Source organism: Bacillus sp. JJ1566, from assembly GCF_036962685.1.
Taxonomy (GTDB): domain Bacteria; phylum Bacillota; class Bacilli; order Bacillales; family Bacillaceae_L; genus Ferdinandcohnia.
In genome coordinates this window covers 1-8,465 of record NZ_JBALOP010000091.1, presented here as the reverse complement: position 1 = coordinate 8,465, position 8,465 = coordinate 1, and the positions used below count along the sequence as shown (strand labels likewise).

The 8,465-nt window shown below is 36.6% G+C and carries 10 protein-coding genes and 1 pseudogene; all 11 read right to left on the bottom strand.

Translation table 11 applies throughout. From position 1 onward, the window contains the following. Positions 1 to 272: 272 nt before the first annotated feature. A complete protein-coding gene (locus tag V7112_RS23645; protein WP_335424408.1) occupies positions 273 to 410 on the bottom strand; it encodes a hypothetical protein in 138 nt (45 codons plus the stop codon). A 380-nt stretch (positions 411 to 790) separates the two neighbouring features. Then, positions 791 to 989, bottom strand: a pseudogene (locus V7112_RS23635) (dipeptidase PepV); the annotation flags it as partial. A 188-nt stretch (positions 990 to 1,177) separates the two neighbouring features. Continuing rightward, entirely contained in the window at positions 1,178 to 1,807 is a 630-nt protein-coding gene (locus V7112_RS23630; RefSeq protein WP_335424404.1) for a hypothetical protein, read from the bottom strand. A 193-nt stretch (positions 1,808 to 2,000) separates the two neighbouring features. Further along, positions 2,001 to 2,882 (bottom strand): GNAT family N-acetyltransferase, encoded by an 882-nt coding sequence (locus V7112_RS23625; RefSeq protein WP_335424402.1) that lies wholly within the window; start codon positions 2,880 to 2,882, stop codon positions 2,001 to 2,003. A 156-nt stretch (positions 2,883 to 3,038) separates the two neighbouring features. Then, positions 3,039 to 3,416: a hotdog domain-containing protein gene (locus tag V7112_RS23620; RefSeq protein WP_335424400.1), complete on the bottom strand. Its 378-nt coding sequence runs from the start codon at positions 3,414 to 3,416 to the stop codon at positions 3,039 to 3,041. 141 nt (positions 3,417 to 3,557) lie between these two features. Then, positions 3,558 to 4,421 (bottom strand): RNA polymerase sigma-70 factor, encoded by an 864-nt coding sequence (locus tag V7112_RS23615; protein WP_335424398.1) that lies wholly within the window; start codon positions 4,419 to 4,421, stop codon positions 3,558 to 3,560. A 5-nt stretch (positions 4,422 to 4,426) separates the two neighbouring features. Then, entirely contained in the window at positions 4,427 to 5,725 is a 1,299-nt protein-coding gene (locus V7112_RS23610) for a phytoene desaturase family protein (RefSeq protein WP_335424396.1), read from the bottom strand. 127 nt (positions 5,726 to 5,852) lie between these two features. Then, positions 5,853 to 6,638: a DUF3888 domain-containing protein gene (locus V7112_RS23605; RefSeq protein WP_335424394.1), complete on the bottom strand. Its 786-nt coding sequence runs from the start codon at positions 6,636 to 6,638 to the stop codon at positions 5,853 to 5,855. Between the two features lie 163 nt (positions 6,639 to 6,801). Next, entirely contained in the window at positions 6,802 to 7,299 is a 498-nt protein-coding gene (locus V7112_RS23600; RefSeq protein WP_335424393.1) for a GNAT family N-acetyltransferase, read from the bottom strand. Positions 7,300 to 7,361: 62 nt separating this feature from the next. After that, positions 7,362 to 7,814 carry a GNAT family N-acetyltransferase gene (locus V7112_RS23595; RefSeq protein WP_335424392.1) on the bottom strand — a complete coding sequence of 151 codons (453 nt, stop codon included), beginning with the start codon at positions 7,812 to 7,814 and terminating at the stop codon, positions 7,362 to 7,364. A gap of 149 nt (positions 7,815 to 7,963) precedes the next feature. Further along, on the bottom strand, positions 7,964 to 8,353 hold the full coding sequence (locus V7112_RS23590) for a hypothetical protein (RefSeq protein WP_335424390.1): 390 nt from the start codon (positions 8,351 to 8,353) through the stop codon (positions 7,964 to 7,966). Positions 8,354 to 8,465: the final 112 nt, after the last annotated feature.

Here is an 8,465-nt window from a genome sequence, read left to right as displayed (position 1 = left end):
TTTTTGCCATGTTAAAAAGCAAATCGGCTTTCCAGGATATAGCATAGTACCTAAATCTAACTAAATAGCGTAAAACCTTCCAATTAGAGGATAACGGAAGGTTATTTGGCATGCATATTTTTAGTATAGCATGTGATATTTTAAATTTTTATTGAAAAATATTGACAAACTATTAGCTGGTTTCGTACTATAACTTCTACAAAAAAGGATGCTTCTCCTTCTTTAAGGAAAGCACCCTTTAATTCAACAGCTCTGGATAAAATACACTTTAGTTATTTATTATCTTTCATCCATTTTTTCAGTTCCTCAAATCGCTCATCTATATGTTCTTTAATAAGCTTATAGACGATAAACGATGCTATCCAAACCAATATAATAGGTCCTAAAACTACAATCCATGGTATTTGCATATCTAATAATCCCACCTTCATTAGATTAATTTCTATAAAAAAGAGCATAAAACCTTCTTAAACAAACCTTCTAGAATTCTTATATACTCTAAGTCTACCACTCTTTTGGTACGGGAATACAGTTGGAAAAAGACTATGTGGGATTCGAATTGCGAGGGTTAATGGTGAAAAAATCTGACTATAGTATAACTCAGCGAAATACTCCAATCATTTTTTTGAGAATACAACAAAACCATGATCACTATGACTTGTTCGGCTCATCCGGCTTTTATTCCTTCATCATGACAAATAAAGTACCATATAGGGCAGACCTTTTTTAGTGTCTAATTTATAGGGTACATTTTATTTTCCGGTTGACCTGTTGGCTAACCGACATACCTTCATAAGTGGCTTAATTCATATAATGCTTTGGCATAGATGGCTGTCGTTTTGATTAAATCATCGATTTAAATTCATCAATTTGGTGAGAGCTATCTTCCTTACCAGAGAAAAGCGCACCGTAAGCCACTGCATTTTTCATAACGCTGCATATGTTCCCCCGCCCGATGTTAAAAGAGTGGGTTCATCCCCTGTAATCGATTGATAAGCGGATGGTAATTTTAATCATTGGATAATTGGCTGCTTTAAAGCTATAATACTATCTTTTGTATTTATAAAAAAAGCACTTAAACAGGGGCAAATGTGAGATGAACGTTGAAATGGCGTAAGAAAGGGGAGAAGGAGTGCAAGCTCCTCGTTGTTGCTTGGCTCAACATTAGATGGGGTCATCAGTATGCGGGCAAATACCCGAGCGCAACCAGTAACATCGGTACCGCTATTAAGATCAAACCAAGCACCACGGGTGCGCCGACCACCCCGAGGACGGCGTAGCCTCTTCGTGTACCGTAACGCCGCGAGTAGGATACGGCCAGGAAACCATAGCCAGCCGCGGCCAACAGGAACATAAATACGTAACCGACGCTTGCCAGATTGATTTGGTCCGCAGTGCCCGTCAACCCGGAGATAATACCCATCGCCTGTATTACACTACCAAGGGCATATAAGCCGAGCGTGGCGAAAGCTCCCCACACCAACACGGTCATGAGGGACTGTAGGTAAAGTTTTGAGATGTTCGCAACGGACCATAATGCAACAACTGCGCCCAATGCCTTAAAGCCAACGACGAGCCAGTTCATCACCGTGATGCCGGTCGGGTACTCGGCGAGTAGACCCCCGGCGAAATGGTCTGTTACCTCAAAGACGATATTGACGACTGCAAACGCGATGCACCAAATAGCCATCAGGACCCCAATCAAAGTCACAGCAGGACCTGGGGATTGAATGGACTTGGGATGATTGGTTGAAGCGGCAGGAGTGAAAGCTAGAACTAAAGACATGACAATCTTTTTTAATTTCATCTTTGCTATATTCTCCTTTTTATGATTTGCAAATAAATCTTAAGCATGAAAATCATAACAGTAAATGTCTAGTCCTTTGAAGAGGCAATATCCTTATTTTCTGTTAGTGGGTATCGCGAACTGCTGGTTTGAAATTCTTCTTGAACTAAAGCACACTTTATGGGACGTTTCCTCAAGAAAAAGCAATTAAAGATCAATTATTATTTGTATTTTTAAGTCGATGAAATGACTTTGTTTGAGCGTATTGTTCAAACCCAATAGACTTGTAAAATTCATAGGTATCCGTGGAAGTACAAACAACAATTGCAGTTTTTGCTCCTTTTTCACTCAACGCATTGAGAGCAAGCTTACAAACGGAGCTAGCTAACCCCATTCTCCAAAATCTCGGATCCGTTCCCACAGGTTCCAGCAATCCAACCTTGTTAACTTCATCAAACCAAATTAAACAAGATGCTACTAACTCGCCATTTGGGGATTCTATTACCCAATCAAGAGATGTATCGTAAGGATAGGCATTCATAACATTCAAGTAACTTTCTTCTGTGACTCTTAATGATTGAAATGCAGCCCTATGTACTGCCACTCGTTTCTTTAAATCCTCAGAGCCCTTGATATGTCGAGCTTTAAACTTATCTGGCAATTTAACAGAGAAAGGACAGCTATCCAATGAAATTTTTGTGAGGATTTCAGGAGCTTCTTCTACTGGGTTGAATAAAGAATCTTCTAAGGCTGAAATCAGATGAGACTCAGTTTCTAGGACAGTTATCGTTTGTTCATTGGTTTCGGTCATTTTTTCAAACCAATCAATGACATCCTTGGATAATTCAGAATAATTCGGGTCAACTTGAAACATTAAACTGCCAGGTAGTTTTACCCATCCCCAAGCCACTGGTTTATCATCCATTTCCCAAATTGCAGTAATCCATTCATCCTCACGCCCAGCATGTCGATAGCGTTGCCAAGCAAGATCGCCTATATGATAATTAGATTCCAGTGTCCATATAGCTTGTGTGAGTTTCTGCATAAGTTTTAAATCACTTGAATCCTTATAAGTTCGAAATACAGGTTTACTCATTTATCAAAGCTCCTCTCTTAACCGTTACTTGAATATCAGTCACCTCAACACTAACATAATATTCCGAAAATAATACCACCAATTCAGATCAGAAAAAAGACTACCAATATTGATTGCCCTGATATGCACTAGCTACCCGTTTAGGTATAAGGTACCTTAAAGTATCACGCCTGAAAAATTGCCTTTTAATACTTCCTTTTCATTCTGATTTTTACAGATAAAGGATGCATCAATAGTTGTTCTTTTCGTTTCTTGCCTTTCGTATTTTTCTATTCTTACTTCACAAATTATTGTATCCCCCGTAAACACTGGTCTTAAAAACTCAAAATTCATTGTACGAGCAAGTACGTTGTTATCTCCCCCTACTTTTGTGGGCAGAGTAACCGTTAATAACCCTTGAATGACAAGTCTTCCCTGTTCATCGGGAGTTGTATGATGAATCCCTTCATCACCTGAAATCTCTGTAAACAATGCAACATCTCTTACTGTAAAAGTTCGTTCAAACGTAATTAGATCCCCAACATTTAACGCCAAATTCGTCTCCTCCTTGTTTTAAATCTACATATATTTTAATATTTCTATGGTAAATTGGGAGAATCCATTTTGAAAAAAATGAATCAAAATGGATTCTTCTAGATCATATTTAAGTTTCGGTTTTATATTTGAATACCATTTTTATTTTTGCAAGTGTGCCAATTTTTCCGGATTGGCCACCATATAAATACGCCAAATTTTATCTTCTTGGAACTCCATCGAGACGACATGGGAGACATAGCCATTAATTGATACGACAACGCCTGGATATCCATTTATAACTTCGAATTCCATTTTTGAGTTTTCTGGCAGCTTTTTCATAATGCTGGTGAAGAACAAAACAATTCTCTCTGATGTATAGATTGGTTTTATGGCAGCTTTTACTTTGCCACCACCGTCAGAAATAAATACAGAATCTCCCTTCAATAACTCTAGCATTTTATGAATATTTCCTTTTTGTAGCGCCAAGGTAAATTGTTCTACGCTGCTCCTCATCGATTGGATATCCATTGTAGAAGCTTTCGGGCGGTTCTCCATGCTTTTTTTGGCTCTGTGAAAAATCTGCCTGCAATTGGTAGATGATTTTTCAATAATTGCTGCAATATCTTCATAGCTATACTGAAAAACTTCTCGTAACAGGAAGACAGCTCGTTCATCTTCAGATAACTGCTGCAAAAGTAAGAGATAAGCAGTCGAGATTGATTCCTTCATTAAATAAGTATGAAAAGGGTCGTCCCCTTCATCTATAAATGGTTCTGGCAGCCACTCTCCAACATAAACCTCGCGTTTACTAGCAGCTGAACGCAATTTATCTATGGAGCTATTCATCACGATCTTACATAAATACGCTTTCTTATTTCCAATGACCTTTTCGCTGTTAACACGGCTATACGTCAGGAACGCCTCTTGCACAAGATCTTCTGCATCCGCAACACTTGCCGTCATTCGGTAGGCAATTGAAAATAACAACGGTTTATACATCCGATACAATTGTTCAGTCTCCAAAACGATTAACCTTCCTTTGCTAAAATCATTTTGTTTGCTTTTAAAATTTCTCGCACAGCCCGCTTTCCACTCGCAACCGCAGCATCAGCTAATAATTCTTCATGCCCTGCCCAATCTCCTGCTATATAGATTCCTTTCATTTCTGGTATGCTTGGTCCTGGATTTTCTTTTCGTTTCACATGTGGAAAATCATGCGATACCGTTAGTTTCGGTAAAAATTGTTGCACCACGACTTCTTTTCGCCACTCTGGATGGAGCAAATCCATGACTGATTCTAATTGTTGCTTATTTGCGTTTACGCTAAATTCTTCCATTGGATTATGGTATTTTACTAAACTTACAACCAATGTCCCGTCCTCGCTTAACTTTGAAGCCCTTGATTGGTTCGTGAAAAACAAAGCTTGGTCGAGTCCTATCGCAAATTGATGTTGTGGGTTAGGTAACTTTTTAATTCCTATATCTAAACAGCATGCCGTAACAGGAATCGCTTGTTCATTCCAAAGACGTAATGAAGTATGTTCTGCACCAGTTATTATATTCATTGCCACTTTTGGAGGGGCTGCGACGATACAATCCGGAACGTGAAAGACTGTACCATCTGAGCATTGTATGATTTGATATTGCTCATGATGCTTAATATTGGTTACATTTTTATTCGTTACTATTTCAGTCCCCCACGCTTCTGCCTGCTTCTTAAGTAGTTGAACAATCGTTTCCCAACCTCCATCAACATACATAACACCCGCATTTAATGAGCGCTTCACCTGCTTCAAAACAGGCTTTGCAAGCTGTAAAGTCGAGGCATTCGTATAGGAGGTCAAACGACAAATCGAATAAAATATATGCCTCACCATTGGCTCAGATATTTCCGAATCTGCCCACTCCTTAAGGCTAACTTCCGGAATGGAATCCATATTTAATTTCATAATCTTTAACATTAATTTGCCTAACAAAAATTTAGCTTTCCACGATATAAGTGTTGATGACATAATCGATGAAAAATCTGTTGGAATGACATGAACTTCATGATTTAAAATGCCGTGAATATGAATTCCTTTCGAAGCATTTCCACCTGGAAACGATATTCCAAGTTCAGTTAAAATGTTTGTTGTATCCCCTGACATATACAATCCATGAGGTCCCAAGTTCATAAGAACCCCATTTTTATCATTTGTCATCGCCCTTCCACCTAGACGATTCGATTTTTCCAAAACAACGACCCTTTTTCCTTCTTTCGCTAATAAATTTGCTGCTGTCAACCCAGCCAATCCTCCACCTACGACTGCAACATCATATTTACACATAAAAAAATCCCTCCTACATTTGTTCTGTAATCAAAACGAATGAGGATAGGATTTTGTGACAGCTAGTAAAAAACATTTTATTTTTTTTGCTTTAATTCGCAGACTTTTGGAAGAAAAAATGTCTTATTTACATATACCATAAGAGCTCTTTTTTCATTACTTTCCCTTTTTTAAATTTCTTGTCTTTAATCGTCCATGTACTATTTTCTTTCTTTACAAAATAAACTACATTGGTACCATCTGCCGTTTTAAAAAGGATGTACCCTTTATTTCCTTTAATCATAGTTACAGGGTCTATAACATTTTTATATGGTGGTTTTATCCGTGGATTTAAAATGTTTACAATTATCTTTTCCACAATGTCTGCGAGAGTTTTATATTGTATCTGTTGTTCTGATTGATGAAATAATTGGTCATAAGTGTATATAGAGTAGCCCTGTAATTGAAGGTTAAATGATTTTTTTATATCTGATATTACATCTTGATAAAATTGTTTTATTTTCTTTTCTTCCTCATCGCCTTTATGTTTAAATTCAATTACTTTAACACCAAAAGGACTTATATCAAAAGTCATTGTTTCTATTCCATAAGGTGGATCATGAGCATGTTCAAAGGTAGTTACTTGAACTTTCACCTTAAAGCTAAACTCTGCTTCAGGATTCCTACTTATACTACCTATTTTTGCATCATATAGACCATATTGTTTGAGGTAGCCATAATAATGAATAATTTCATTTTCAATATATGGATCTAGTGTCGTTAGTAGAGTGTCATAGATTAATTTATAATCTATTTCAGATTGATTCACGGCTTTTTTATATTCATTATCTAAATCCATTTCTGCATGAATCGATATACTTGAGAAATTAACGGCTACAAGTACAATAGCACAAAACAAACTAAGTATGCGCATGGAATCCACCCCTTTGATTTATCTTCAAAGGTTATAATCTCCAAAACACATCGAAAGAATTTCTATGCTTATTTAATAAACCCCTCTTTACTTTAAAAAACAGATTCGAACATAAAATGCTTTAACCCTTCCTGGATCAAAGTTCCCGTTTGTTGAATAGGATTTATAAAACTAATACCATTAGTTCTTCGTCAAAGTATTTATCGTCAATTCTTAATCCGTTTTTATCAATTCCATAGGTTTTAAATCCTAAAAAATTATATAGATTTTTTGCAGGTTCGTTAGTGGAGGTTACTGTTAAATAAATTTGTTCAACCCCTTTTAATTCTTTAGCTTTTTTAATAGCCTCAGTCATTAACAGTCTCCCAATTCCAGATTGACGATTTCCTGGATCGACATACATTGCTACAATATTTGCTCTATGTTTTGTTTTGACTTTTGTTTCTAAAATTAAAGTTACAACCCCTGCCAGTTTGTTTTCAACAAATGCACCGAAAGTAAAGAAATGTTTAAAATTCAATCGGTTTTTAAAACTTTCAAGCGGATATTCCTTTTCCTCTTCATAACTGGAACTAAATGCTTCGGGGTTTGCTTTTAATGCCTTTAATCGTATTTCTCTATACAATACTGCATCTTTTGGTTCGAGTATTTTAATTTCCATATTTAATCCCCTTCTCTGCTTAAATGAACCTGCATCGTTATTACAAAGTGTGCTTTCCTTACCTACAAATCTTGAGAAAACCGCACCATATCCCTACACTGTATACCATTTTCGAAAATTTCCTCTGAATAGTGCGTAGTGAAAAAATCTACATCAACACCAGTGACTCTAAAACCACATTTTTGGTAAAGGGCTAATTGGTTGATACTTGAATTTCCAGTACCGACTTCGATAGTTCTGTATCCTGTTGACTTAGCTACTTCAATTGCATTCCTTACTAATTGTTTTCCTAAGCCTTTGCCGTGGTGGTTTCTTTTTACTGCAATATTCACCAATTCCACCGTTCCAGGTCTTGTCGGGAGTAGTACATACACCCCGATGATTTGCCCATCTTTTTCGAATACATAGCACTTTCCTCTTTGTAAATATTCCTCAACAAGTATCCGAGAAGGGTCAGCTAATAACAACAAATCCATTGGGGGATCTTCATTATTATTTAGCTTACGAATGACCATATTACTCTCCCCTATATAACTGTATTTTCGCTCACTTTATTATTTCCTTGTTTAACAAGCCAGCTCTATCGTTTATTACCTTCAACAAAAATAAGCAATAATCCTGCTTGAACTACCGCACCTGTAGCTTTAAATACAGCTATCACACATCACTTGCTTCTTAAATTAAAACTTTCGCCTTTGTCATTCCATTCCATTTCAATCACTATCTCATCTTCTGAACTAGTAGAATCGCTATTTTCACTTAATAGATTATTCTTATATATGCCTTCTTCATTCAATTCAACATTCTTGTCGTTGTAATCTACTACTCCATTTCGGGATTTAATATTGTAACGAAAAGTTTCAATTTCTTCTATGTTATCACCTTTATAAATAAGCTTAATTTCATAAGTTTCTTTACCGTCATTCTGATTTACAGAAAGTTCTGCTGACCAGTCATTCCCTTCACCCATAAATGTAAGTCCATTATCGTTCGCTTGGCACGCAAATAAAGATAGGATGACCAAAAATAGAAACGGTAAAAATACTTTCCTCATAAAATAATACCCCTTATAATCATTTATTACAGCACGTGTAATTACATTCACCTAAACCGTTAGCTTAATAAATTCAACAAAAATAAGCGATAATCCTTCTTGAACTGCACCC

Coding starts and splice junctions, on each gene's coding strand:
- V7112_RS23595 (WP_335424392.1), bottom strand. CDS start 7,814: ATGGTCATTCGTAAGCTAAATAATAATGAAGATCCCCCAATGGATTTG.
- V7112_RS23630 (WP_335424404.1), bottom strand. CDS start 1,807: ATGAAATTAAAAAAGATTGTCATGTCTTTAGTTCTAGCTTTCACTCCT.
- V7112_RS23610 (WP_335424396.1), bottom strand. CDS start 5,725: ATGTGTAAATATGATGTTGCAGTCGTAGGTGGAGGATTGGCTGGGTTG.
- V7112_RS23590 (WP_335424390.1), bottom strand. CDS start 8,353: ATGAGGAAAGTATTTTTACCGTTTCTATTTTTGGTCATCCTATCTTTA.
- V7112_RS23600 (WP_335424393.1), bottom strand. CDS start 7,299: ATGGAAATTAAAATACTCGAACCAAAAGATGCAGTATTGTATAGAGAA.
- V7112_RS23645 (WP_335424408.1), bottom strand. CDS start 410: ATGCAAATACCATGGATTGTAGTTTTAGGACCTATTATATTGGTTTGG.
- V7112_RS23605 (WP_335424394.1), bottom strand. CDS start 6,638: ATGCGCATACTTAGTTTGTTTTGTGCTATTGTACTTGTAGCCGTTAAT.
- V7112_RS23625 (WP_335424402.1), bottom strand. CDS start 2,882: ATGAGTAAACCTGTATTTCGAACTTATAAGGATTCAAGTGATTTAAAA.